This is a genomic window from Bradyrhizobium sp., from assembly GCF_035570375.1.
Lineage (GTDB): Bacteria > Pseudomonadota > Alphaproteobacteria > Rhizobiales > Xanthobacteraceae > Bradyrhizobium.
Window position 1 is genome coordinate 70,707 of the sequence record NZ_DATMLW010000153.1, and the last position, 25,197, is coordinate 95,903.

Genomic DNA, 25,197 nt, shown 5'->3' on the forward strand with positions numbered 1-25,197 from the left:
TGAATGGGTTTGGACTGAGCATCGGGGACGCCCGGTTTTGGCGCATTGCCCTCTTCACGATGGCGGGAGCGATTGGCCTCGACGCGCAGGCTGAAGCCGCAATCTACTATTGGCCGGACTCCGATCCCGGGTTTTGGCGGCCGGCGCCTGTAGCGCCCGCTCAACGACGCCAACGCGCTCGCCGTCATCCGGACAAGAAGACCGTGGCTGCGGAGAAGGAGGCGACCAAACCTCAGGGACCACTGATCATCTCGATCTCGATTTCCCAGCAAAGGATGAGAGTTTACGACCCCAACGGGTTGTTTGCGGAATCGCCGGTCTCCACTGGCATGCCCGGTCATCCAACACCGATGGGTGTCTTCAGCGTCATCCAAAAGCACAAATTTCATCATTCCAATATCTATAGCGGCGCGCCGATGCCCTTCATGCAGCGGATCACCTGGTCCGGCGTCGCCATCCACGCGGGCGTCCTGCCCGGCTATCCGGCTTCGCACGGCTGCATCCGCATGCCGATGGCCTTTGCCGTCAAGATGTGGAACTGGACCAAGATGGGCGCGCGCGTGATCATCACTCCTTTCGACATCGCGCCAGCCGGCTTCTCGCATCCGCTTTTGGCGTCCGTTAAGGTCCCGCCGCAACCAACCGCAACGGCGGAGCCGAAGACGGATATCGCGGCAGAGGCAAAGCCCGGGGCGGACGAGACACCCCAGACACGAACCGCGGATGCCGGCAGCACATCGCTGGCAACCAGGCCATCGGTGACAATGTCCGACGCAGCCCACGCCGATCACGGCACGACCGCCGAACAAAAGCTTTCGGAAACGGTTGTCGATTCCTCGAACAGCGAAGCAAAACCCGAAACCGAAACCAAAGTGATCGCGGCCAAGGCAGACGCGCCCAAAGCCGAGCCGGCAAAAGTTGAGGCCAACCGATCAAACGAGAAGTCCGCCGCAGGTGCCAAGGCGGCAGTAGCGCCTTCGGTCGCGACCGCAGAGCCGAGCAAGGATCCGAACGGACCGGTCGATCTGATGAGGGCGACGGCTGCAAAGACCGATCCGGCTGCAGCCTCCAGGCGCGCCGGCCAGATTGCCGCGTTCATCAGCCGCAAGGACTCAAAGCTTTACGTCCGGCAGAATTTTGCACCGCTGTTCGAGGTCCCGGTCTCGATTTCCCCCGACGACCGCCCGCTGGGGACGCACGTATTCACCGCGCAAATCGACAAGGACGATGCCAACCTCCTGCACTGGTCGGTGATATCGCTCCCCGCGCCAAGCAGACATGCCGAGCGGCGAAACGAAGATGAGCGTGGCTGGCGCCGGCGCAAGGTCCAAGGTGCAGCGCCAGTCGAGGTAAAGGCCGCGCCAGAGCAGGACAGCCCCACCGAGGCGCTGAACCGGATCAAGCTCCCCGCTGATGCGATGGCGAGAATTGCCGAGGCGCTCTCGAGCGGCGGGTCGATCATCGTTTCCGACCAGGGCATTGCCGCCGGCGAGACCGGCGAAGGAACGGATTTCATCGTCAGACTGCGTTAGGCCCTTGGGGAAAGCCGCCAGAGCCGCGGACCGCCGGTCGCCTTGAGCCCGAGGCTGGGCTAAAAGACCGCCGGCATGAACCAAGCTCCCGCCTTGACCTCGAGGACCCGACCGCCGCTCCACGCCACGCCAGACGCGCTCGCCTGGCTGACATTGCTTGGCTGGCGCGGCGGCTTGGCAGCGATCGTCGCCGGGCTGACTGCCTCTTTTTTTCTGTACGGCTACGCGCTGGTTTACTGGCGCAACGCCGATATGGATTTCATGGTGATCTACAACGCGCTTGTCCTCAACGATGGCAAGCCGCAAGCCTTCTTCGACCACACCGCCTACATCACCATCCTGTTGGTGAAGGCCTGGTTCGGCCTGCTGCATGGGCTCGGCCTGCTTGACGGCTATTCGCTGTCGGCGATGCCGCCGGCGGCCGACCCCAAGGCTTTCGATGCCGCGATGACCAGCGCCGTTCGCGCCGGCCGCGTTCTCGCCTGGTTGATCGCGACCGCTAGCGTTGCGATTTTTGCCGGACTTATCCGCGTCATCGTGCGTGACTGGCGCGTTGCACTGATCGCGACCTTCGCCTTTGCGTTTTCTGGCGGGATTGCCGTGCATTCACGCATCTTGCGCAGCGAGCTTCTGGCTGCGTGCCCGGTCATCTTCGCACTGATGATCCTGATCGTGATCGGCCGCCGCGCGAGTGTCATTCGCCCGCTTTGGATGGCGCTGGCGGCTGCGCTCTGCGTTCTCGGTCTGGAAAACAAGGTGCAAGCCATCCTGCTGATCGGCACCCTGCCAGTATTGATTTTGCCTTTCGGAGGCGCCGACAGCGCCAGCGTTTCGTTCTGGCGCAATCGCCGATTGAGCTTTCCGGCGGCAATGATCGCTTTCGCAGCAGCAATGGCGGCGGCATGGGCGGCGTGGCCGCTGGTTGCGACAGGCTTTGATCGCACACTCCTTGCGGCCGCACAGTTTCGCCCGCTCGTGCTCGGCCACTTCGGCGTCTATCAGGCCGCGCTTCTGCTCCTGATCGTGAGCTGCATGATCGCCTATGCGGCCATCTGGCAGGTCAGCTTAGCCGAAACGCTGGCTTCATTATCCGCGATCGTGGCCGGCGCGGCGCTGGCCTTGCTCGCGCTCGATCTGGAGTACAACACCGGCAATGTGATCGCGGTGTTCAATCCTCTGGAAAAAATGCTGGCATTTGCGGATGCGGACACCGCAGCTGCGGCGAGCGGGTCCAGCCCTTTTGCAATTCTCTGGCTTCTGCTCGATGGTCTCGCATCGGTTTTTGCACGCTATACTTTCGTGCTTCACTCTTCCCCTCGGCCGACTGTATTCCTCACCTGGCTGATCGTGCCCGGCATCGTTTATGCGTGGTCGTGCGGCCGCAGACAGGTTGCGATACAGGCGCTCGTGCTGCTGCTGGCTGCGGTCGGCATCGATACGCTCGGGGTGCGACGCGGATTGAAATCCGAATATTTCATCCTCACGGATCCCATGATCATCCTTGCCGGCGCGATATTGCTCGATTCCTCAAGCGAATTTCGCTTTCACAAATGGGCTGCGCCGATCGCGACGGTACTTTTCGGACTGCAAATCGTCGTCGGCCAGGCCGAGCCGATCAAATATGCCTTCATGCGCCGGGGGCCGGAACTGACATGCCAATGGAACCAATACTACCTCCCGCTTCTGCCGGTGCCGTGGTGTCCTGCTCCCCGTCCCTGATGGCATGTTGAGAGATCGTGGCGCGCGAGCTAAGCTTAAGGCAGGCCGAACGCTGGGGATTTCGATGATCAACCGCGGGATCATGACCAACCGCAGGATCGTGATCGCTTGGGCGCTGAGCGTGCTGGCTGATCCGCTGGCGGGCCGAAAGGCCAGCGCGCAAGGCACCATGACGAAAATCACGGCGTACGCCTTCTCATTTCCCGCGCTCGCGGGAGGCGAAATCAGGCTCTCAGATTATGAAGGTCACCCGATGCTCGTCGTCAACACGGCGTCATTGTGCGGTTTCACGCCGCAATATGCCGGATTACAGCAGCTCTGGAGCGAGTTTCACGATCGAGGGCTCACGATCATCGGCGTTCCCTCCAATGATTTCGGCGCGCAAGAACCCGGTGGCGCGAGCGAGATCGCAGAAACCGCCCAGCACCACTATGGCGTTACCTTTCCCATGGCGGCCAAAACGATCGTCAGCGGCGCCAATGCCCATCCCTTCTACAAATGGGCCGCAGTCGCGCGGCCGAGCGATGTTCCGCGCTGGAACTTCCGCAAATTCCTCATCGGTCGCGATGGCTACATCGCGGAGGTCTTTGCCGAATCAGTCGAACCACTTGATACGCGGGTAAAGACTGCAATTGCGCGGGCGCTTGCCGCCAGCTGACGCGACGCCTCAAGATCGGACGTAAAACCCCGGAATTAACCGGTTCAACCGACAAATCCCCTTGAAAAAGCCGTTGCCGTGGCCGCGCCGGTCCTACTAGGCTATGATGGCTTGGGGCGGGAAATGGCGAATGCCGATCTGAGCGGGCGATCTCGATAAAGGAACACAAAGATGCGTATTGCGGCATGTTTGATCTTGGCAAGCGCGGTTTCGTTGTTGGCGACCGGTGCGGCTTGGTCGCAAACCCCCGCCATGAAGAACAGCCCGCCGCCCGCCGCCGCGGCGGCGCCTGCCGCAGCGACGCCGGCACCGGCCAAACAGCCTTGCGCCAATCCGGATGCACTCGGCATCGGCCGCGTGGTTGAAATCGACACCACCGGAGGTCCGGGATTCGGCTTTGAGCATTTCAAGCAACTCGATTTCTTGCGCGACAAGGAGATTGTGCTGACGTTCGACGACGGCCCCTGGCCGCTCAATACGCCGTCGGTGCTCAAGACATTGGCCGACGAGTGCACGACCGGCATTTTCTTTCCGATCGGCAAGCATTCGACCTACTATCCGGAAATCCTCAAGCAGGTCGCTGCGGCCGGCCATACTATCGGATCGCACACCTGGTCGCATGCAACCCTGACCAACAAGAAACTGAGCGAAGATCAGCGCAAGGAAGAGATCGAAAAAGGGTTCAGCGCGGTGAAGTGGGCGCTCGGCGCGCCGCCCGCGCCATTCTTCCGCTTCCCGGCGCTTGAGCACCCGCCGGAGATGGTGACCTATCTCGGCACCCGCAACATTGCGATGTTCTCCTGCGACCTCGATTCATTCGACTTCAAGGCGCGCAACCCGCAGCAGGTGATCGACGTCACCATGAAAAAGCTCGACAAGCTCGGCAAGGGCATCATCCTGATGCATGATTTCCACAAGCATACCGCGGAAGCCCTGCCCGCGCTGCTGCGCAAGCTGAAGGCCAGCGGCTACAAGGTCGTGCAGATGAAGCCGAAGGCGCCGGTGGAGACTCTTCCGCAATATGACGAAGAGCTCATGAAGGACGTGAAGCTGCCGACGGTAAGCTCCCGGCCCGTCTCCAGCGTGGTGCAGACGATCTCGGAATAAGATCGATCCGCGCCGGGAAGGCCGCGGCCGGTGCTTCGTGTCGAAGGTTTTGTGATCGTGTCTGCCGAGGGCATGTTGGCGAACGCCAGGCATGTCATGCCGGACGATCTGAAATTCGAGGGCGACAAGCGATTTTTCAGCGACGCCCTCGACCGCGTTGACCTGATCGTGCACGGCCGTCATTCCCATGAGGATCAGCCGAATTCGCCGCTCAGAAAGCGGATCGTCGTGACGCGCACGATTCCCGGTCTCGCGCCAGACCCCTCCAATTCCAGGGCCACGCTCTGGAACCCCGGTGGGGCGACGTTCGAAGCCGCCTGCGACCGCGCCGGCGTTCGCTACGGCACAGTCGCCATCATCGGCGGGCCGGGTGTATTCGACATGTTCATGGATCGCTACGACACGTTCTGGCTCTCGCAGGCGCCACGGGTGCGGCTGCCGGACGGAGAGCCGGCTTTTTCAGGCGTTCCCGCGCTCTCCCCACAGGAGGTTTTGGCTTCTCACGGGCTGCGCGCCGGTAAAGGCCAGATCCTGGATGCGGCTGAAGGCGTCGTCGTCACGCCGTGGCGGCGTGTACTTCAAACGTCATAGGCAGGTTCTGCGGCGGATGACGGCCGCCCGAGTCCCGCGATGATGAGCAATGCGCCGATCATCGACAGATTCTTCATCGCTTGGATCATGTTGTTTCGGGCCTCGGCACCGCCCTGGTTCCAGAAATCGTGAAAGTAGAATGTTGCGGCGGCTACAAACAGGATCAGCACGATCGCAAAGAAGCGTGCGCCGAAGTTGAGCGCGATGCAGATGCCGCAGATGAGTTCGAGCGCTCCCGCCGCGATCGCCAGCATTTGCGGCATTGCCATCCCGGTGAGGCCTTCAAGTTGGGATGCATAGGGCGCGAGCGCGGCCGGAAAGACAATCTTCGTCGTCATCTGGGCCGTGGCCGCCAGATCCAGGAGCTTGGAGGCTCCGGAGATAATAAAAAGCAGGGCGAACAGAACTCGCCCGATAGTAATGAACGCTGGCATGGTCGGCCTCACTGGATGGCGGGTTCGCTTGATCGCGGGGAGATTATGAGCATTCCGTTTCAGCTTTTCAAACGGTCAAATCGCTTGCTCTCACCCGCAATTGCAAACCGAATCCAGCCGTTCGGCTAGCCGAACAGCGAGGGTTGCTGGCGTCCGGCTTTCTCCTGGGCCTCGACGACGGCGACCGCGGTCATGTTGAAAACGCCGCGGGCCGTCACCGAAGGCGTCAGGATGTGAGCGGGCCGCGACGTCCCGATCAGAATCGGCCCGACCGGCAGCGCGTCGGCGAGTGCCTTGATCATCGAATAGGCGACGTTGGCGGTATCGAGGTTCGGCATGATCAGGATATTGGCCTCGCCATCCAACTGCGAGTGAGGCAGGACCAGCTTGCGTACCGTTTCCGAAAGCGCGGTGTCGCCCTGCATTTCGCCATCGGCCTCGATTTCGGGATGGTTGTGCTTGAAGAGCGTGGTGGCACGGCGCATTTTGCGTGAAGATTCCGTATCATAGCTGCCAAAATCAGAGTGCGACACGAACGCGACCTTCGGCTTGATGGTGAAGCGCTGTACGTGGCTCGCGGCCAGCGCCGCCATTTCCGCGAGCTCCTCGGCGCTCGGATTCGGCCGCACCTGCGTATCGGCGATGAAATAAGAACCCTTGCTCGTGATCAGAAGCGCGAGCGCCGCGAAATCACTCACGCCAGGACAAAAGCCGATGATCTCGCGCACATGGCGCAAATGGCTCATATAGCGGCCCTCGACGCCGCAAAGCATGGCGTCGGCTTCGCCGCGGCTTACCGCGAGCGCGGCAATCACCGTCGCATTGGTTCGCACCACGGTGCGCGCGGCATCCGGCGTCACGCCGTGCCGGCCGGCAATATCGATGTAGGACTGGACATAGGACCTGTAGCGCGGATCGTCCTCCGGATTGACCAGATCGAAATCCCTGCCCGCCTTGATGGCGAGGCCATACCGTTTGATCCGCGTTTCGACCACCGACGGACGCCCGACCAGGATCGGCCGCGCCACATTCTCCTCGAGCACCACCTGAGTGGCGTGGAGCACGCGCTCATCCTCGCCCTCGGCATAAATCACGCGCACGGGCTGGGTCTTCGCCTTGGCGAATACCGGTTTCATCACAAGCCCGGAGCGGAACGCGAAGCGCTGCAGCTGCGAGGCGTAATCCTCAAAGCTCTTGATCGGGCGCGAGGCAACGCCCGATTCCATCGCTGCCTTGGCGACCGCGGGCGCGATGCGAAGGATCAGCCGCGGATCGAACGGGGTCGGTATCAACGAACCCGTGCCGAACCCCTGAGCGTCAGCGGCGTCAAAACGAGCCGTGAGTGCATCCAGCGGCGGATCACGCGCGAGTTGCGCGATGGCATCGACCGCAGCCTTCTTCATTTCCTCATTGATGGCGGTGGCGCCGACATCGAGCGCACCGCGAAAGATGAAAGGAAAACACAAGACATTGTTGACCTGGTTGGGAAAGTCGGAGCGGCCGGTGCAGATCATCGCATCGGCGCGCGCCTTTCGGGCCTCATCCGGCATGATCTCCGGCGTGGGATTGGCCAGCGCCATCACCAGAGGTTTGTCCGCCATCTGCTTGACCATCTCGGGCTTGAGCACATTCGGCGCGGAAAGCCCCAAAAATATGTCAGCGGCCGCGATCACCTCGGCCAGCGTGCGCTTGTCGGTTTTCTGCGCATAAACGGCCTTCCAGGGATCCATCAGGGTCTTGCGGCCCTCATGCACCACGCCATCGATGTCGCAAACCCAGATGTTCTTGCGCTGAGCGCCCATCGACACCAAAAGATTGAGGCAGGCGATCGCCGCAGCACCGGCTCCGGAGCAGACGATCTTGACGTCTGAGAGTTTTTTGCCGTTCAGCAGCAATGCGTTGGTGATGGCGGCTCCGACGATGATGGCGGTGCCGTGCTGGTCATCGTGAAACACCGGAATCTTCATGCGCGCCTTGAGCTGCGCCTCGATCTCGAAACACTCCGGGCCCTTGATATCTTCAAGGTTGATGCCGCCAAAGGTCGGCTCGAGTGCCGCCACGGTCTCGACCACGCGCTCGATGGTATCGGCGGCGATTTCAATATCGAACACGTCGATGCCGGCGAACTTCTTGAACAGAACCGCCTTGCCTTCCATCACCGGCTTGGAGGCCAGCGGGCCGATATTGCCAAGTCCGAGCACCGCGGTGCCGTTGCTTACTACCGCCACCAGATTGGCACGCGACGTCAACGAAGCCGCTTCCGCCGGATTGCCGGCGATTTCGGTGCACGCAGCCGCCACGCCTGGCGAATAGGCGAGTGCGAGGTCGCGCTGATTGGCGAGCGGCTTGATCGCCTGGATCTCAAGCTTTCCCGGCCGCGGTAACCGATGATAGGCGAGCGCGGCAGCGTGAAGATCTTCAGAATAGGACATAGATTCCCCCTGCGGTCTCCTGCGACCCCGAAGGCTTCGGATTCAGCTAGGCGGCAGATTGAGCCGGATGTGAAGCTCGCGCAACTGCTTCGGCGTGACCTCCGATGGCGCTCCCATCAGCAGGTCTTCTGCCCGCTGGTTCATCGGAAACAGCGAAATCTCGCGCAAGTTGGTGGTACCGCAAAGAAGCATGACGATACGATCAACACCTGCGGCCATGCCGCCATGCGGCGGCGCGCCGTACTGGAATGCACGGTACATGCCGCCAAACCGCTCGACGACATCCTTCTCGCCATAGCCGGCGATCTCGAATGCCTTGACCATGGCCTCGGGGCGGTGGTTGCGAATGCCACCGGAAGCGATCTCGTAACCGTTGCAGGTAATGTCGTACTGGAACGCCTTGATGGTGAGCGGGTCCTGCGTTTGCAACGCTTCCAGCCCGCCTTGCGGCATTGAAAACGGATTGTGCGAGAAATCGACTTTCTTCTCTTCCTCATTGTATTCGAACATCGGGAAATCGACGATCCAGGCGAGCTCGAACCGCTCCTTGTCGATCAGGTTGAGCTCTTCGCCGAGCTTGGTGCGCGCAAGGCCAGCGAATTTCCAGAATTTGTCAGGATCACCGGCAACGAAAAACGCCGCGTCGCCTTCGTTCAATCCAAGCTGTGAGCGAATGGAAGCCGTTCGCTCCGCTCCGATGTTGTTGGCGAGCGGACCGGCGCCCTCACCGCCTTCGCGCCACAGGATGTAGCCAAGCCCAGGCTGGCCTTCGCCCTGCGCCCACGAATTCATCCGGTCGCAGAACGCGCGCGAACCGCCGCCCTTTGCCGGTATAGCCCAGACCTGGTTCCTCGGATCTTCGAGCATCCGCGCGAAGACCTTGAAGCCGGAGCCGCGGAAATGCTCGGAGACCTCCTGAAGAACGATTGAGTTTCGCAAATCGGGCTTGTCCGTGCCGTACTTGCGTATGGCTTCGGCGAACGGAATCCGCGGCCAGTTTTTGGTCACCGGCTTGCCTTGCGCAAACTCCTCAAACACGCCTGTCATGACGGGCTCGACGGCTGCAAAAACGTCGTTCTGCTCGACGAAGCTCATCTCCAGATCGAGCTGATAGAATTCGCCGGGCAAGCGATCGGCACGCGGGTCTTCGTCGCGGAAGCAGGGTGCGATCTGGAAGTAGCGATCGAAGCCGGACATCATCAATAGCTGCTTGTATTGCTGCGGCGCCTGCGGCAGCGCATAAAAGCGGCCCGGATGAATCCGGGACGGCACCAGGAAGTCGCGCGCGCCTTCCGGCGAAGACGCTGTGAGGATCGGAGTCTGGAATTCGAAGAACCCCCGCTCCTTCATCCGCTTGCGCATGGAATCGATGATCGCGCCCCGCCTCATGATGTTCTGGTGCAGGCGTTCGCGACGAAGGTCGAGGAAACGGTACTTAAGCCTGATGTCTTCAGGATATTCCTGCTCGCCGAACACCGGCAGCGGCAATTCGCCCGCGGGCCCCAGCACCTCGATTTCGCTGACGTAAACTTCGACCGCACCCGTCGCCAGGTCAGGGTTGTCGGTGCCTTCGGGACGACGGCGCACCTCGCCATCCATCCGCACCACCCATTCCGAGCGCAGCTTTTCAGCATCCTTGAATGCCGCCGAATCCGGATCGACGACGCATTGGGTAATGCCGTAATGGTCGCGCAAATCGATAAACAGCACGCCGCCATGATCGCGTATGCGATGGCACCAGCCCGACAGGCGAACGCTTTGGCCGATGTCGCTCTCACGGAGAGCGCCGCAGGTGTGGGACCGGTAACGATGCATGGATATTCCAGAACTTGATGGCGGAGGGCGGCGAGCATTGGAATCGGATCACCAGCGCCTGCCCGAAGAGGCTGAGGGTTTACCCGAGGCTTTCAGGCACGGCAACCAAATGAGGGATGAAATCCCTGCCCGGGAGGGGTGCCGGAACGGCGCTGAAGCGGGCACGGCGCCTGATCTGCGAGGGATCGCAATTCGCAAGCCGATTGTGTAATCGAAACATATGCCTATCTTGATGGCATGACGGTGCATTTCCCTTTCCAAAATACCTATGCGACGCTTCCGGAAGGCTTTTTCGCGCGGGTGGCACCCACGCCTGTGGCCTCGCCCAGGCTGATCAAATTGAACCGGCCATTGGCGACCCGGCTTGGCCTCGATCCGGACCGGCTGGAGACCCCTGAGGGCGCCGAAATCCTCGCGGGAAAGCGCGTTCCAACGGGTGCGGAACCGATTGCCATGGCCTACGCCGGCCACCAGTTCGGCCATTTCGTGCCGCAGCTCGGCGACGGTCGTGCCATCCTGCTCGGCGAGGTCGTCGACATCGACGGGGTACGCCGCGATATCCAGCTCAAGGGGTCAGGACCGACGCCGTTTTCGCGGCGGGGCGATGGGCGCGCCGCGCTCGGCCCCGTCTTGCGCGAATACATCGTAAGCGAGGCGATGGCGGCACTGGGAATTCCGACCACGCGTTCGCTCGCCGCCGTGATCACCGGCGAAAGCGTCATGCGCGAGACGGCGCTCCCGGGCGCCGTGCTGACCCGAGTCGCGTCCAGCCACGTTCGGGTCGGGACGTTCCAATATTTCGCGGCGCGCGGCGATACCGAGGGTGTCCGCCGGCTCGCCGATCACGTCCTGGCCAGACACTATCCGGAAGCGGCGGACGCCGAGCGTCCCTATCACAGGCTTTTGCAAGGCGTGATCGCGCGGCAGGCGGACCTGGTCGCGCGCTGGCTCTTGATCGGGTTCATTCACGGGGTGATGAATACCGATAACACCTCGATTTCAGGCGAGACCATCGATTACGGCCCATGCGCTTTTATGGATCATTACGACCCGGCGGCAGTGTTCTCTTCGATTGATGAGCTGGGCCGTTACGCCTATGCCAACCAGCCGCGCATCGCGCTATGGAACCTGACTCGTTTCGCGGAATGCCTGCTGCCGCTCTTGGCCGACAACAAGGAGAACGCGATCGAGCAGGCGCAGTTCATTCTCGGCGAATTCCCGGAGAGGTTTACGGCGGCGTATCAGGCCGGGCTGCGCCGGAAGACCGGCCTTTTCACCGAACGCGACGGTGATGAAGCGCTGATACAGGATCTCCTGGACGCGATGGCCAAAAACCGGGCCGACTTCACCCTCACCTTCCGCCGTCTGGGCGAGGCCGCGCTCGAGCCCGCGCGGGATCAGGAATTGCGCCAGCTATTCGCCGACCCCGCCGCTTGTGACGAATGGGCGATGCGGTGGCGCCGGCGTCTCGAGGATGAGCCGCAATCGGCCGCCGAGCGAGCTCTTTTGATGCGTTCCGTCAATCCTGCCTTCATTCCGCGCAATCACCGCATAGAGGCAGTCATCCAGGCGGCGGTCAGCCGCGACGACTACGCGCCCTTCGAGGAACTTCTGGAGGTGCTGTCGAAGCCATACGAAGACCAGAGCGCGCTGTCGGCCTACGCTGATCCGCCCGAGCCGCACCAGCGCGTGCTTCAGACGTTTTGCGGGACGTAAATCTTGCGGGACGTAAATCGTTAACCCTTCACCGAACATTGGAACCGGCGGGCCAGCCCCGGCCGGCGAAAATTAAGAAGCGATCAATGGCATCCCAACCAATCTACCGGTTTGTTTGGGAGGCTGATCGTGGACGCGCTGGTTTTCGAATTCATGGGGCTTGCGATGCTCGCGTTGTGCGTCATCGTTCTGCTGGTTCCATCCGCACGCAGGCCGTCCGGCCGGCACGTGCGCGATTTCTGACCCAGGGTCGATTTCGCTTCCCGCATGAACGGATAGGGGCGGCCGGGAGCCTGCACGCGATCGGGCCACGCCAAAACGGCCCTGGCGGCAAATTCAAGCCTCGATTTCGCCGCAAGAGCCTTGACATATCAGCGCTTTCGGCCGAACGCCCTGACTGAAAGCGTTATGGACCGTTCATGGATCTGATCACTACATCTGGCGACCTTGCCACCGCTTGCGATCGTCTCGCCAAGCACCGCATCATCACCGTCGACACCGAATTCCTGCGTGAGACGACTTATTATCCGCTGCTTTGCGTGGTGCAGATGGCAAGCGCCGATGAGGCGGTCGTCGTCGACACCCTGGCCGAGGGCATCGAGCTGAAGCCGTTCTTCGACCTGATGGCCAACGAGAACGTGCTGAAGGTTTTCCACGCCGCGCGCCAGGATATCGAGATCGTCTGGCATCGGGCGGCGATCGTTCCCCACCCGATCTTTGACACCCAGGTCGCGGCCATGGTGCTCGGCTATGGCGATTCAATCGCCTACGACCAGCTCGTCGAACGCATCACCGGTCATCGACCCGACAAGACCCATCGCTTCACCGACTGGTCGCGCCGGCCCCTCAGCGAAGAACAGATTCACTACGCGATCGCGGACGTTACCCACCTGCGCGACGTGTTCGCCGCACTCGACGCCGATCTCAAAAAGCGCCGCCGCAGTGACTGGGTCAGCGAGGAAATGGAGGTGCTGACAAGCCCGAAGACCTACGACTTCCATCCCGAACGCGCCTGGGAACGGCTGAAGACGCGGGTGCGCAAGCCGAAGGAACTTGCCGTGCTGATGGAGGTGGCGGCGTGGCGCGAACAGGAGGCGCAGAGCCGCGACGTTCCGCGCAGTCGTGTTCTGAAGGACGACGCGGTCAGCGACATCGCCATCCATGCGCCAACCAGCCTCGAGCGGCTCGCCAACCTTCGCTCATTGCCCAAGGGCTTTGACCGATCGAAATGGGGCGCCGATATCGTCGCCGCGGTGCAGCGCGGGCTCGCCCGCGACCCGGCGAGCCTGCCGAAGATCGAGAAGCCCCGCAGCTATTCGAATGGCACCGCCATCGTCGAGCTTCTCAAGGTCCTGCTGCGGATGACGTCGGAGCGTCATGCGGTTGCAAGCAAGGTGATCGCAACCGTTGACGATCTCGAGCAGATCGCAGCCGACGACAATGCCGATGTCGGCGCCTTGCACGGCTGGCGCCGCGAACTTTTCGGCGAGGCGGCACTGGCGCTCAAACATGGCCAGGTGGCCCTGGCGATCGAAAAAGGCAGGGTGGTCAAGGTCGAGCGCAGCTAGCATTCCTGGTCGCTTGCCGGACACCGCACGAGCGACGCGCAGGACTAAGGCTTGGCGTCGCCCTTGTCCTCAACAGCAGCGGCTTTCGTCGCTTCCGATACTTCCACCAGAACCATGGATAGAATATAAGCGCTTGTGTGCAGATTCAGCTGCCGCGCCTTCTCGATCGCCGTCGAAATTATGGAAGCCAGTTCGTTGAAATCGTTTTCGGGGCTCGCCATCAGTTCTTCTCTTCTGGAGCTCTCGCGGTGAAAACTGAGGATCCCGATCACCCCGGCGACAAATTGCTACAGCTCCTTCGGGATAATCAGATCGATCTAAATGTCGTCGAAGGGCTGCGGCTCGTCGTCGCCTTTCGCAAAATCAAGGATCCGTGCGACCGGCGCATCCTCATCGAGCTGGCTGAAAGACTCGCGAAGTAGCTGGCGCGGGCGGCAGCGGGTTCGACCTGTCGAATTTCTCGTCGCTGTCGTGATTTCCGGGCTGGTCCCGATGGCCTCCGATTTTCCACGAAGATGGCCTCTGATTTCCACGAAATCGCATCGTGCAAATTCCGAATTTCCTTCTCAGGAAAAAGCTCGAAGTGCGGCGCTGCAAATGAAATGACGAGCCCAAACCCGCTTCCGCCACCCTGACCTTCACGACTTTAGCGGGTGTCAATTCGTTCTTTCAACCGTTTTAATTGTCCTCCACAGGAACCTGAACCGGCGGGCTCGATCCAATTTGAGGAGAACCAGCGAATGCAAAGTCTCGCCATTGACGCGGGCGCCTGTTCCGGCAACACCGCCTGAGGTCTGCCGCTGGTCACGACAAAGTCGAGCTGCGTCCCGGTTCTGGTTGAGATTCCGCAGACCTCCCCCAGCTGCGGTATAGTGCCCCTCAGCCGCCTCCGGGGCGCTGCCGCCGCCCGGATTGCTTCGCCAGGCGTGGAGGAATCCGCCCGTTCAATGATCCGCCGGCCGCTCCAGAAAATTGCTGCCGAGGTCGGCCAAACTGGCCGCGGCCGAATTCTCTGAGTTGGTAACGGCACAGCGGTCGGAGTCGGGATCGGCCTTTGCGCTTGCGAAGGAGCCGCCATCGCGAAAGCGAAAAACGGACTTTCAAGCCATCCGCTGGCCCCGGTCTCCCCCTCCGCCGAGGACCAGCCCATTAACGCTATTCCCAAATAACCGCGACGGCTGAAATAGCGCCAAATCGCCCCCGATGCGGCGATTTGCCTCCAGTTCAGAGGGACCATCAATCGTTCAAGGCCCCCACAGTAAGGGCCAATTGGCGGGCTTTGTTGTTCCTGGGCCACAGAAATCGGGCGGACCGTACCACACCTGATTTCCCGAGCCCCGCCAGAAGCTTGCTAACACGCAAATTTCGTGTTGCAATCTGTGCCACAATCGGAATTAGGCCGATCGGCTGTGCGTTTCGCGACTAGGAAATTCAGCAGACATCCGGAAGCCCGCTTGTGGCGTGGCACGCGAAAAGCGTGGCCGCGTCTTCTTTACGTCTAGACCAGGAGACAGGCGATGCAAAAAGGCACCGTCAAGTGGTTCAACCCGACAAAGGGTTATGGGTTCATCAAGCCGATGGTCGGCGATAAGGACGTTTTCGTCCATATCTCGGCTGTCGAGCGTGCTGGGCTCACAACTCTCAATGAGAATCAGGTGATCGAATACGACCTTGTGGAAAACCGCGGCAAGACTTCCGCTGAAAATCTGAAGGTCTCCTAAGCTTCGTCACGATCCGCGCAAGCAATCCTGATGCCCCCGGCCGGTGCCGGGGGATTTTGTTATTCAAAACGCTGCTTGAGCCTAACGCCGCTCGATCGGTGCAGGCGAAATGAATGGTTCGCTTGAGACGCCGCCGACTTCCAGGCGGCAGACATTGCCATCGAGACGAACCTTGCCGCCGGCAAGAAGACGCAAGGCCTCCGGATAAATACGGTGTTCGACGGCCAGGATCCGCTCTGCCAGCGTATCGGTCGTATCGTCGTCGCGAACCGCTACCGCTCCCTGCATCAGGACGGGACCTGCATCGGTTTGCGGAGTGACGAAATGCACGGTCGCTCCCGAGATCTTCACGCCCGCGCTCAGCGCCTGACCGTGAGGGTCCAGGCCCGGAAACGACGGCAGCAGCGAAGGATGAATGTTGAGCATCCTCCCATACCAGCGCTGCACGAATTCGGCGGTCAAAAGCCGCATGAAACCACCAAGGCAGATGAGTTCGATGCGGTGTTCGTCGAGGCTCGCCTGCAGCACCGCTTCGAACGCCGCACGGTCCTTACCGAACGGTTTGCTCTCGATCGTCACCGCAGGGATTCCGCTTGCTCTTGCCATTTCAAGACCGCCGGCATCCGCCCTGTTCGACATCACGACCGAAATCTCGGCCGGATAATCCTCAGCCATCGCCGCCTTGATCAGCGCGGTCATGTTCGAACCGCGGCCTGAAATCAGGATGGCGACACGGCGTTTCGGTGAGGCACGATCCACGTCCGGTCTCACCATGAAAGATCGAGATGGCCGCTATAGACCACGCGGCGCTCGCCCGTTGCCGGGATCACTTCGCCCAGCGCCGTGACGCTCTCACCCGCGTCGGCGAGAACTTCCGTGATCGCTTCGACCGCATCTGCCCTTACGACAGCGATCATGCCTATCCCGCAATTGAAAGTGCGGAGCAATTCAGCTTCGGCGATGCTTCCCTGCTGCGCCAGCCATCTGAACACCGGCAACACAGGCAGACGCGCCAGGTCGATATCGACCCCGAGATGTTTCGGCAGGATTCGCGGGATGTTATCAGTGAACCCGCCACCGGTGATGTGCGCAAGCCCCTTGACTGCCCCGGTTTCCCGGATCGCCCGCAGGCATGACCTCACATAGAGCCGCGTCGGCGTCAGCAAGGCGCCGCCCAGCGTCATGACGGGCGAGAACGGAGCCTGGGCCTCGAACGAGAGACTGGAGATCTCGACGATCTTGCGCACCAGGGAAAAGCCGTTGGAATGAACGCCGGAAGAGGCAAGTCCCAGCACCGCATCGCCGGCCGCGATATCGGGTCGCGGCAGGGCTGCGCCCCGTTCGACGGCGCCGACCGCAAAGCCTGCCAGATCGTAATCGCCTTCCTTGTAGAGGCCGGGCATCTCGGCGGTCTCGCCCCCGATCAGCGCGCAGCCGGATTCCCGGCAGCCCTCGGCGATCCCTGCGACGATCGCGGCCGTCGCCTCCGGATCGAGCTTGCCGCAGGCAAAGTAATCCAGAAAGAACAGCGGTTCTGCGCCCTGCACCACGAGGTCGTTCACCGACATCGCCACGAGGTCAATTCCGATACTGCCATGCAGGCCGGTCTCGATCGCAATCTTGACCTTGGTGCCAACGCCATCGGTAGCGGCGACCAGAACCGGATCCTTGAAGCCGGCCGCCTTCAGGTCGAACAATCCGCCGAAACCACCGATTTCGGCGTCAGTGCCCGGGCGTGCCGTGGCGCGAACCATCGGTTTGATGAGATCGACCAGGCGATTGCCGGCGTCGATATCGACGCCCGAATCGGCGTAACTCACCCCGTTCCTGCGCTCGGCCATGGCATGTTCCAGATGCTGGTGCGGTGGGGTTACGTCGGATTCCGCCGGTGTGCAATGGCTCGCAACGAATACGGGCATATACTATGTAGACAAGGACCGGTTCACCCCCGCAACGGGCGGGATCCTTCGCACAACAGGCCGGTACCGGGAAGCGACCGAGTTGAGTATTCCGAATATCATCACGCTGGGCCGCATCATATTGGTGCCCATTATCGTTTGGGCGATTGCCTCCAGTCAGATGGAAATCGCCCTTGCGATCTTCCTGATTGCGGGCGTCAGCGACGCCGTCGACGGTTTTCTCGCCAAGCGATTCAACATGGCCAGCGAACTGGGAGCCCTGCTCGATCCCCTGGCCGACAAGGCGCTGCTGGTTTCGATCTATGTAGCGCTCGGAATCTGGGGCGCGGTACCACGCTGGATCGTTATTCTCGTGGTCTCGCGCGACATCATGATCGTGTCCGCCGTGATTGTGTCATGGTTGTTCGGCAAACCAATCCCGATGAAGCCATTGATGGTCTCCAAGCTCAATACGGCGGCGCAGGTGGCCTTTGCGGCACTCGTCCTTGCCTCGCTCAGCTTCGGTTTCACGCCGACGCCGTATGACCTGATCCTGATGTTTCTGGTAACGGTCTTTACTTTGGTTTCCGTATCTCTCTATCTCGTGGAGTGGGTAAGGCATATGAGCACCATCGAGGCGCGCTAGCGGGATGGATTTGCCGATTGCCGGTGGCCCCCTCATCCAAACCTTCGCAAGAGTGTTCGCGACAGCAACAGGCGAATGTTAGGATCGGACCACCCGTTCCGAACACCCGCGTCTCGACCGGGCATGGAGACTAGTGCGGCGAATTTGAAGTTCCTATCGGTATCGCGGCAAGTTCGTGATAGGAACTTCAAATTCAAAGCCGCACTAGAATCAGCAAAGTTGCCAGAGCTCCTTTGATTCCGAAGTTCGCATCAGAGGTCGCCGCGATAGCTTGCGAACTTCGGAATCGGAGCTCTTGCGTGGCAGGCCGCGTTCAACCCCGTCAGCTGGCTTTCGCTCTTCCGCACGCAGAGAGCTTTACACGCGACGATTTCCTCGAAGGACCGGCAAATGCCGCCGGCCTTGCCCTGATCGATAGTTGGCCGGACTGGCCGAACCGCATCATGCTGCTGGTCGGACCCGAAGGTTCCGGCAAGAGCCATCTCGCGGCCATTTGGGCGGAACAGTCGGGCGCGCGCGGGATATCGGCGCACGCATTGACGGCGACCGCGGTGCCGGGTGCGTTGGCCACGGGAGCGCTCGTCCTGGAAGATTTGAAATCCTCCGATGTCGACGAGCGCGCGCTGTTCCATCTCCTGAACTTGGCGCGCGAAGATGGAGCGTTCGTGCTAATCACCGCCCGCACCCCGCCCACCGCGTTTCAGATCGAGCTGCGAGACCTTCGTTCAAGGTTGCGCGCCTTGCCGACCGTTTCACTGCTTCCGCCGGACGATCACCTGTTTCGCGCCCTGATCGTCAAATTCTGTGCGGACCGCCAGCTTGCCATTGACGAGACCGTGGTAGCTTATTTGACCAACCGAATTGAGCGCTCTTACGCGGCGGTGCGGCGGGTCGTGGAACTCCTGGACGCCGAGGCCTTGCGGCTCGGCCGGCCAGTCACCCGCGCGCTGGCAGCCGAGGTTCTGCGCGCCAGTGGGCTGACAGACCCTTCCCCCGCACCTTGACGGCAGGGGTGGGGCGAACATCATGTCATTGAAGCGTCACCGCGATCCCACATGGTTTGTGCCGTCCGTGCCGGAATCGCCAAAAAGGTGTGACTTGAATTGGACCAGAACCTAATGGATTCCGTACAAACCATTGTAACTAAAGAGAAAGATAGCGACACGGGCGCTATTCCCTCGATTGCCAGCAGCCCGGAACGTTTCATTAACCGGGAGCTGTCCTGGTTGCATTTCAATCGCCGGGTATTGGAAGAGTCGGTCAATCTGCGCCATCCCGCGCTCGAGCGCGTGCGGTTCCTTTCGATTTCCGCCAATAACCTTGACGAATTCTTCATGGTCCGCGTCGCCGGCATCAAGGCCCAGGTACGCGAAGGTATCACCGAGCGCAGTCCCGATGGACGGACGCCCTCCGAGCAGCTCGTGCTCATCAACGAGACGGTGTCACAGCTTGCGATCGACCAGCAGGCGATCTGGCGTGACCTTCGCTCGATCCTCGCCGACGTTGGCATCATTCTCGTCGACGGGCGTGATGTCACCAAGCCCGAGCGGGTCTGGATCGAAGACCATTTCCTCCACAACATCTTCCCGTTGCTCACCCCGCTTGCGATCGATCCCGCGCACCCCTTCCCCTTCATTCCGAGTCTGGGGTTCACGGTCGCGCTGCAACTGGCGCGACTCTCCGACGGCAAGCCGATGAACGCTCTCATTCGCATGCCCGGCAAGATCGATCGCTTCATTCGCCTGCCTGCGGGCAAGGACGGCGCGGTGCGATTGATCACGCTTGAGCAGGCAACCGGCCTCTTCATCGGTCGGTTGTTTCCTGGCTACACGGTCAAGGGTCAGGGCGCGTTCCGCATCATCCGGGATTCCGAACTCGAAATCGAGGAAGAGGCCGAAGACCTGGTCCGCCTGTTCGAAACCGCGCTGAAACGGCGGCGGCGGGGATCGGTGATCCGGCTCGAAATGGAAGCGAAAATGCCAGAGGAGCTCCGCGCCTTCGTGCAGCGCGCGCTCTCCGCAGCCGATGACGAGGTCTTTCTGGTCGACGGCGTACTGGCCATGAACGAGCTTTCGCAACTCACAAGGCTCGACCGGCCCGATCTCGAATTCGCGCCCTATGTCCCCCGCCATCCCGAGCGCGTGCGCGATCACGGCGGGGACATCTTCGCCGCCATCCGGCAAAAAGACCTGATCGTTCACCATCCCTATGAATCGTTCGACGTCGTCGTGCAGTTCCTGCAACAGGCCGCGCGCGACCCCGACGTCGTCGCCATCAAGCAGACACTTTATCGCACGTCAATCAATTCGCCGATCGTGCGCGCGCTGGCCGAGGCGGCTGAAGCGGGAAAATCGGTGACGGCGCTGATCGAGCTCAAGGCGCGATTCGACGAGGAAGCCAACATCCGCTGGGCTCGCGACCTCGAACGCGCCGGCGTTCAGGTGGTCTACGGTTTTCTCGAACTCAAGACCCATGCCAAGCTGTCGATGGTCGTTCGACGCGAAGGCGGAAGCTTGACGACCTATGTCCACACCGGGACGGGAAACTACCACCCGGTGACCGCGCGAATTTATACCGATCTGTCCTATTTCACTTCCGATCCGATCATCGGACGAGATGCTGCGCGTGTGTTCAACTACATCACCGGCTATGCCGAGCCGAGCGACATCGAAAAAATGGCGGTATCGCCGCTCACCCTGCGCAAGCGAATGCTCGAGCATATTTGCGCCGAGACGGCCTTTGCCCGTCACGGCAAGCCTGCCGCGATCTGGCTCAAGATGAACGCGCTGGTCGATCCGGAAATCATCGATTCCCTCTACGAGGCCTCACAGGCCGGCGTTTCGATCGAACTGGTGGTGCGCGGAATATGCTGCCTGCGGCCGGGGATCCCGGGGCTTTCGGAGAACATCCGCGTCAAATCGGTCATCGGCCGATTCCTCGAGCACGGCCGCATCTATTGCTTCGGCATGGGCCAGGGCCTGCCGAGCGCGAAGGCGGCTGTGTATATCTCCTCGGCCGACATGATGCCTCGCAACCTCGATCGCCGCGTCGAGATCCTCTGTCCGTTGCAAAATCCCACGGTGCATCAGCAGGTTCTCGAGCAGATCATGGTGGCCAACCTCAAGGATACCGAGCAAAGCTGGCAATTGTTGCCGGATGGATCGTCAACGCGTATGAAGGCCGCGAAGGGCGAGGAACCCTTCAACCTGCACAATTATTTCATGACGAATCCGAGTCTTTCGGGCCGTGGAAAGTCGCTCAAGGAATCATCGCCGCGCCGCCTCACCCGCCGTACCGAGCGCCAGCAATCGTCATAAGGGGCATTGCCAGTGAAGCGGCCGCGCAAGCGCGCACCCAGCGTCGCGGTCATTGATATCGGCTCGAACTCGGTGCGTCTCGTCGTTTATGAAGCGATGGCGCGCAGCCTGATCACGATCTTCAACGAAAAGGCGCTGTGCGGGCTCGGCCGGGAAGTCCAGACGACCGGGCTGCTCGCCCCGGATGCCGTCGACAAGGCCTTGACCTCGTTGCGGCGATTTCGCGCAGTCTGCAGGGTTATGAAGGTACGTCGCGTGCACGCGATTGCCACCGCTGCCTGCCGCGATGCCCGCAACGGGGCGGATTTCATCACCCAGGCTGAACGCATCTGCGGCGTGCCCATCGAAATCCTGTCCGGGCCGCGCGAGGCGAAATTATCTGCGCTTGGCGTCATCTCGGGCATTCACAGGCCGGATGGCATCGTCGGCGACCTCGGAGGCGGATCTCTCGAACTCGTCAATGTACGCGGCAACCGCGTTCGCCGCGGCGTCACGTTGCCGCTCGGGAGCCTTGCGCTGCAGGATCTGTCGCACAAGTCACTCAAGCGCGCCGAGCGCATCGTCAGTTCCGAGCTTTCCGGGATCGCGCATCTCAGGGCCGGTCGTGGCCGCGCATTCTACGCCGTCGGCGGGACCTGGCGCGCGCTGGCGCGCATTCATATCATCCAGAGCGAATATCAGCTCGGAGTCATGCACGGCTATTCGATACCGGCGCAGGAAGCGCTTGATTTCGTGCGTCGCGTGCGTCGTCTGGCGGCGGCCGACATGCTCGCCGATATCGAGGTCATTGCCGACGCGCGGCGACCGTTGCTGGCTTATGCCGCGCTTGTTCTCGAATATGTCATTCTGGTCGCTCAACCGAAGACCATCGTATTTTCCACCTTCGGTGTGCGCGAAGGCCTGCTCTACGAAATGTTGCCGGAAAACGAACGCGCCAGGGACGGATTTATCTGCGCCGCCCAGGAACTGAACAAGCTCTTGTCGCGGTCGGCGCGTCACGCCGAGGAATTGAGCGAATGGACCGATCGTCTGGTACGGGTGGTGAAATTGCGCGAAACGGAAGAAGACCGCCGCCTGCGCCACGCCGTCTGCCTTCTGTCCGACATTGGATGGCGGGTGCACCCTGACCATCGCGGCGAGGAAACGCTCAATCTTATTCTGAACGGGAATTTCGGCTCGATCAGCCACCAGGGCCGGGCCTTCGTGGCGCTGTCGGTTTTTTTCCGCTACGCGGGCCTCAGCGAGCAGAACGAACCACCCATGGAGATTCAGGAGTTGGTGCCGCCCGCGATGCTGGAGCGCGCGCGCCTGCTGGGCGCTGCATTGCGCGTCGCCCATCTGATCTCGGCGGCGCAGACCGACGTGCTGCCGGCGACCCATTTTCGCAGTCATGGCCGCAAACTCATGCTGGTGTTCGAGCACAAGCTGGTCGACCTGGTCGCCGACCGCGTCGGCGGCCGTTTCCGACAGCTCGCTCGCCTCGTCGGTCGCTCGGGATCGATCGTCCGGCGTTAGGGGATTGCGGGCAACCCGGCCACGGGATCGCCTCCTACGACCGTTCGAACTTCTGCATCACCTCACCCCGATCAGGCAGGGCGAGATCGTCGAGCTCTCGCAGCCTTCGCCTTCGCCAGATTGAGCCAACCACGAGGACGATAACCGCGCCGAGGATCGAGGCGATGTATTCGTCAAGCTCTCCCACCAGGTTGAGATTCGGCGATATCCCCAGAACCGCCGACTGCGCATCGATATGCAGAGCAATGGTCCCGTCGAGAAGCTGGTGCAGCACGGGCTGAACCGCCGGATCGGTCTCCATCACCTCGCCGGCGATCCAGCCGAGCAGGATCGCGCCCAGCCAGACCAGGACCGGAAACCGGTCCAGCACCAGCATGATAAGCGCGGCCCCGGCGATAATCATGGGAATGCTGATGGCGAGGCCCAGGATCAGGAGCGAGAGCTGACCATTGGCGGCGGCCGCTACCGCAATCACATTGTCCAGGCTCATGATGATGTCGGCGATGACGACGATGCGGATCGCGTGCCAGAGCGTAGTGCCCGCGGCGATTTCGTCGTCTTCATCTTCGGGCACCAGGAGCTTTGCGGCGATGACGATCAGCGCGATGCCGCCGATGAGCTTCAGATAGGGCAGCGCCATCAGGGTCGCCACGACGCCGGTGAAGGCGATCAGCAGAATGACGGCGATGCCGGCGCCGATGATCATGCCCCAGAGGCGGTGGCGGCCGCGCAGGCCGCGGCAGGCCATCGCGATCACCAGCGCATTGTCGCCGGACAACAACACGTTGATCCAGATGATCTTGCCGACCGCCAGCCAAAACGCCGGCGTCTGCATGTCGACCCGGGTCTGCGCGAAAAAGGCGCCTATGTTTGCGGGATCAACGACCTGCAAAAGCCAGTTCACAGCCTACCCCCCTCGACCGCAAGCGGCTTGCGGCCCGCACCTCACGTCGGCCAGCGGAGTGGGTTTGCCGCTCGCAAGCCACAAGGCCGCTGACTCGAGCAAGCGAATATCAAACCCGGAACCCCACTCGTGTCTGCATTTGCCAATGGTCCCTCGATTCCAGCTTCGCAAAGATGACCGCTGTAACCAAAACTGCTGGAATCAGGCCACTAGATGGCCCGCCCGCGCCGCTGTCAATCAGCCGACGATTTCGTTGCCCGAGAAGAATTGAGCGATCTCGATTACCGCCGTCTCGGGCGCATCCGAACCATGCACCGAGTTTTCACCGATGGATTTTGCATGCAGCTTGCGGATGGTGCCCTCCGCGGCCTTGGACGGATCGGTCGCTCCCATTACGTCACGGTATTTCAGAATGGCGCTTTCGCCTTCGAGGACCTGAACGACCACCGGGCCCGAAGTCATGAAATCCACCAGCTCGCCGAAGAAGGGACGGGCCTTGTGCACGGCGTAAAAAGTTTCGGCCTGTTGGCGGGTCATGCGGATACGTTTCTGGGCAACGATGCGAAGCCCGGCCTTCTCGATCAGCGCGTTGATGGCGCCGGTCAGACTGCGTGCGGTCGCGTCCGGCTTGATGATGGAAAAGGTGCGTTCGATCGCCATGATTTCGTCCCCGGGGAGCGCTGATGGAAGTTGCGGGCTTATATCGGCGCCATCGGTGCACGGCAAGCGACAGCTGATCTGCGACGGCCCCGGCCGGCGGGTATTTGCCGCGAGGATTACGACAATTTCACCAAGGTGAACCCTCTCTGAAACGGTCATCCCGGTCTCGTTCAGCCGCCACGGCGTAGCCTTCTGTCAACCCAACGCCTCCCCGTTTCGAACAGGCGTCAGGGGCAGTGCTTTTCACCGATGGCGCGCGAGCGCCGAATCTGAGGAGAATAACCATGTTACGCAAACTCTCGCTTGTCGCAGTCGCCGCGGCTTCGCTGGGTGCGGCCGCGCTGGCACCGACCTCCGCCTCCGCCTGGGGCGGCTGGCATGGCGGTTGGCATCGTGGCTTTGTGGGCTCGCGCTTTTTCGTCGGCGGCCCCGCCTACTACGGCTATGGCTACGACGGTTATGGCGGCTGCTATGTGCGGCGGCTGGTTCCGACCCCTTGGGGACCCCGTTGGCGGCTGATCAATCGCTGCTATTGATCACTGCGGCCATCCTGAATCTCAATAGCCCCGGTCCTGGTGTGACCGGGGCTATTGTTTTGTTCAACCGTCGGGAACTTTCGTCGGCTTCATTAAAACTTAACTAAAGCCGAAACTATGCGGCCCCTTTCCGGAAACATTTTCCATCTCGATGACTTGGTTCGACACTACTTTGAAATCGCCGGGAGGCACTGCGTCATGGACAATCGAATCAATGACGATAGCGAACCGATTGACCACAAGACGAGCCGTTCGATTCGTGAGGCTGTTGCTCAACGACTGAAGGAGAACTTCCGGCTGGAGCCCTCGCGCCTGTCCTCGCGTCTTTCCTACCTGGTCGAAGAATTGCGCCGGCGCGAAAATGGCGGAACGAAGTCGAACCAGCGGTAAAGGGTCCTTCTGGAGAATTGTTTTCACGGCCCTCATCA

23 protein-coding genes are annotated in these 25,197 nt (G+C 61.3%); 15 read left to right on the forward strand and 8 right to left on the reverse strand.

Annotated features, from left to right (window positions below; translation table 11 throughout):
• The first annotated feature begins 59 nt into the window (after positions 1-59).
• From VNX23_RS16290 to VNX23_RS16310, 5 genes are all read left to right on the forward strand, one after another.
• The gene (locus VNX23_RS16290; RefSeq protein WP_325631643.1) at positions 60-1,532 is read left to right on the forward strand and encodes a L,D-transpeptidase family protein; all 1,473 of its coding nucleotides are present in this window, start codon (positions 60-62) and stop codon (positions 1,530-1,532) included.
• A gap of 75 nt (positions 1,533-1,607) precedes the next feature.
• Positions 1,608-3,251 (forward strand): hypothetical protein, encoded by a 1,644-nt coding sequence (locus VNX23_RS16295; RefSeq protein ID WP_325631644.1) that lies wholly within the window; start codon positions 1,608-1,610, stop codon positions 3,249-3,251.
• Positions 3,252-3,333: 82 nt separating this feature from the next.
• Positions 3,334-3,909: a glutathione peroxidase gene (locus VNX23_RS16300; RefSeq protein WP_325631721.1), complete on the forward strand. Its 576-nt coding sequence runs from the start codon at positions 3,334-3,336 to the stop codon at positions 3,907-3,909.
• A 171-nt stretch (positions 3,910-4,080) separates the two neighbouring features.
• The gene (locus VNX23_RS16305; protein WP_325631646.1) at positions 4,081-5,016 is read left to right on the forward strand and encodes a polysaccharide deacetylase family protein; all 936 of its coding nucleotides are present in this window, start codon (positions 4,081-4,083) and stop codon (positions 5,014-5,016) included.
• 72 nt (positions 5,017-5,088) lie between these two features.
• The gene (locus VNX23_RS16310) at positions 5,089-5,607 is read left to right on the forward strand and encodes a dihydrofolate reductase (RefSeq protein ID WP_325631722.1); all 519 of its coding nucleotides are present in this window, start codon (positions 5,089-5,091) and stop codon (positions 5,605-5,607) included.
• Here VNX23_RS16310 and VNX23_RS16315 read toward each other — a convergent pair.
• The 3 genes from VNX23_RS16315 to aspS all read right to left on the reverse strand — a co-directional run bounded on the left by VNX23_RS16315 (position 5,595) and on the right by aspS (position 10,288).
• Positions 5,595-6,041: a DoxX family protein gene (locus tag VNX23_RS16315; RefSeq protein WP_325631647.1), complete on the reverse strand. Its 447-nt coding sequence runs from the start codon at positions 6,039-6,041 to the stop codon at positions 5,595-5,597. The genes VNX23_RS16310 and VNX23_RS16315 overlap by 13 nt on opposite strands.
• 125 nt (positions 6,042-6,166) lie before the next feature.
• Positions 6,167-8,473 (reverse strand): NADP-dependent malic enzyme, encoded by a 2,307-nt coding sequence (locus VNX23_RS16320; RefSeq protein ID WP_325631648.1) that lies wholly within the window; start codon positions 8,471-8,473, stop codon positions 6,167-6,169.
• 42 nt (positions 8,474-8,515) lie between these two features.
• Positions 8,516-10,288 carry an aspartate--tRNA ligase gene (aspS, locus tag VNX23_RS16325; RefSeq protein WP_325631650.1) on the reverse strand — a complete coding sequence of 591 codons (1,773 nt, stop codon included), beginning with the start codon at positions 10,286-10,288 and terminating at the stop codon, positions 8,516-8,518.
• Positions 10,289-10,525: 237 nt separating this feature from the next.
• Between aspS and VNX23_RS16330 the strand changes: the two genes are divergently transcribed.
• Together VNX23_RS16330 and rnd are read left to right on the forward strand one after the other, a co-directional pair.
• Entirely contained in the window at positions 10,526-12,004 is a 1,479-nt protein-coding gene (locus tag VNX23_RS16330; protein ID WP_325631651.1) for a protein adenylyltransferase SelO, read from the forward strand.
• Positions 12,005-12,423: 419 nt separating this feature from the next.
• Positions 12,424-13,572 carry a ribonuclease D gene (gene rnd, locus VNX23_RS16335; protein ID WP_325631652.1) on the forward strand — a complete coding sequence of 383 codons (1,149 nt, stop codon included), beginning with the start codon at positions 12,424-12,426 and terminating at the stop codon, positions 13,570-13,572.
• Between the two features lie 44 nt (positions 13,573-13,616).
• On the opposite strand, the gene VNX23_RS16340 is transcribed toward rnd, so the two are convergent.
• Complete coding sequence (locus VNX23_RS16340; RefSeq protein ID WP_325631654.1) at positions 13,617-13,793, reverse strand: hypothetical protein; 177 nt, start codon at positions 13,791-13,793, stop codon at positions 13,617-13,619.
• A gap of 27 nt (positions 13,794-13,820) precedes the next feature.
• On the opposite strand from VNX23_RS16340, the gene VNX23_RS16345 reads away from it, so the two are divergent.
• Together VNX23_RS16345 and VNX23_RS16350 are read left to right on the forward strand one after the other, a co-directional pair.
• A complete protein-coding gene (locus VNX23_RS16345) occupies positions 13,821-13,994 on the forward strand; it encodes a hypothetical protein (RefSeq protein WP_325631656.1) in 174 nt (57 codons plus the stop codon).
• Between the two features lie 1,095 nt (positions 13,995-15,089).
• A complete protein-coding gene (locus VNX23_RS16350; protein ID WP_072825325.1) occupies positions 15,090-15,293 on the forward strand; it encodes a cold-shock protein in 204 nt (67 codons plus the stop codon).
• Between the two features lie 81 nt (positions 15,294-15,374).
• On the opposite strand, the gene purN is transcribed toward VNX23_RS16350, so the two are convergent.
• Together purN and purM are read right to left on the reverse strand one after the other, a co-directional pair.
• A complete protein-coding gene (gene purN / locus VNX23_RS16355; RefSeq protein ID WP_325631657.1) occupies positions 15,375-16,052 on the reverse strand; it encodes a phosphoribosylglycinamide formyltransferase in 678 nt (225 codons plus the stop codon).
• A gap of 8 nt (positions 16,053-16,060) precedes the next feature.
• Complete coding sequence (gene purM, locus VNX23_RS16360) at positions 16,061-17,134, reverse strand: phosphoribosylformylglycinamidine cyclo-ligase (protein ID WP_325631659.1); 1,074 nt, start codon at positions 17,132-17,134, stop codon at positions 16,061-16,063.
• 160 nt (positions 17,135-17,294) lie between these two features.
• Here purM and VNX23_RS16365 point away from each other — a divergent pair, with 160 nt between their 5' ends.
• From VNX23_RS16365 to ppx, 4 genes are all read left to right on the forward strand, one after another.
• The gene (locus VNX23_RS16365; protein ID WP_325631661.1) at positions 17,295-17,837 is read left to right on the forward strand and encodes a CDP-alcohol phosphatidyltransferase family protein; all 543 of its coding nucleotides are present in this window, start codon (positions 17,295-17,297) and stop codon (positions 17,835-17,837) included.
• Positions 17,838-18,136: 299 nt separating this feature from the next.
• Positions 18,137-18,841, forward strand: a complete 705-nt coding sequence (locus VNX23_RS16370; RefSeq protein ID WP_325631663.1) for a DnaA ATPase domain-containing protein — start codon at positions 18,137-18,139, stop codon at positions 18,839-18,841.
• Positions 18,842-18,955: 114 nt separating this feature from the next.
• On the forward strand, positions 18,956-21,154 hold the full coding sequence (locus VNX23_RS16375) for an RNA degradosome polyphosphate kinase (RefSeq protein WP_325631665.1): 2,199 nt from the start codon (positions 18,956-18,958) through the stop codon (positions 21,152-21,154).
• Between the two features lie 12 nt (positions 21,155-21,166).
• Positions 21,167-22,669, forward strand: a complete 1,503-nt coding sequence (gene ppx, locus VNX23_RS16380) for an exopolyphosphatase (RefSeq protein ID WP_325631667.1) — start codon at positions 21,167-21,169, stop codon at positions 22,667-22,669.
• Between the two features lie 34 nt (positions 22,670-22,703).
• Here the strand turns inward: ppx and VNX23_RS16385 are convergent, their stop codons facing one another.
• Together VNX23_RS16385 and ndk are read right to left on the reverse strand one after the other, a co-directional pair.
• Positions 22,704-23,573 (reverse strand): TerC family protein, encoded by an 870-nt coding sequence (locus tag VNX23_RS16385; protein WP_325631669.1) that lies wholly within the window; start codon positions 23,571-23,573, stop codon positions 22,704-22,706.
• Positions 23,574-23,810: 237 nt separating this feature from the next.
• Positions 23,811-24,233, reverse strand: coding sequence for a nucleoside-diphosphate kinase (gene ndk / locus VNX23_RS16390; RefSeq protein ID WP_325631670.1), 423 nt, complete (start codon positions 24,231-24,233; stop codon positions 23,811-23,813).
• A 284-nt stretch (positions 24,234-24,517) separates the two neighbouring features.
• Here ndk and VNX23_RS16395 point away from each other — a divergent pair, with 284 nt between their 5' ends.
• Both VNX23_RS16395 and VNX23_RS16400 read left to right on the forward strand, forming a co-directional pair.
• Positions 24,518-24,769 (forward strand): sulfur globule protein precursor, encoded by a 252-nt coding sequence (locus VNX23_RS16395; protein ID WP_325631672.1) that lies wholly within the window; start codon positions 24,518-24,520, stop codon positions 24,767-24,769.
• Positions 24,770-24,967: 198 nt separating this feature from the next.
• The gene (locus VNX23_RS16400) at positions 24,968-25,159 is read left to right on the forward strand and encodes a hypothetical protein (protein ID WP_325631674.1); all 192 of its coding nucleotides are present in this window, start codon (positions 24,968-24,970) and stop codon (positions 25,157-25,159) included.
• Positions 25,160-25,197: the final 38 nt, after the last annotated feature.